A 608-nucleotide genomic window follows, 5' to 3' on the forward strand; every position below is an offset into this window, starting at 1 on the left:
GACCAGAAGGGCTGGCGGATCAGCGCCTTGGCCGACTACGGACCGCTGAACACATTCGCCCGGGGAAAGATCGAGCTGCGGAAGATCCGCCGGAACTGGGAGGACATCCTCCGCATGGTCGCCTCGATCTACACCGGGACCGTCCGCGCCTACGACGTCGTCACCATGCTCCAGCGCGACGGCCACCCCACCGCCCTCGGCGAGGCCATCGCCTCCTACGGCCGAATCTTCAAAACCCTGCACATCCTCCAGTTCATCGACGTCGACGAGACCTACCGCCGCGACATCAAGGACATCCGCAACCTCCAGGAGAACCGCCACTCCCTCGCCCGCAAGATCTGCCACGGCAAGAAGGGCGAGCTCTACCACCGGTACGAACGCGGACTTGAAAACCAGCTCGGCGCCCTCGGCCTCGTTTTGAACTGCGCCACGCTCTGGACGACCGTCTACATGGACGCCGCCGTCCGCCAGCTCAAAGCCCAGGGCTACCCCGTCCGTGAGGAGGACATGGCTCGGCTGTCACCGTTCGTCCACTCCCACCTCGGCGTCCACGGCACCTACACCTTCGCCCTGCCCGACCTCGCGCCCGGCGCCATCCGCGACCTGCG

1 protein-coding gene is annotated in these 608 nt (G+C 66.3%); it reads left to right on the forward strand.

Going from position 1 to position 608, the window contains the following annotated elements:
* Window positions 1-608 (forward strand): Tn3 family transposase (locus ACTOQ2_RS44045; protein ID WP_440108017.1); only part of this gene is annotated, 608 nt, incomplete at both ends.

This window comes from Streptosporangium sp. H16, assembly GCF_051918855.1.
Classification (GTDB): Bacteria; Actinomycetota; Actinomycetes; order Streptosporangiales; family Streptosporangiaceae; genus Streptosporangium.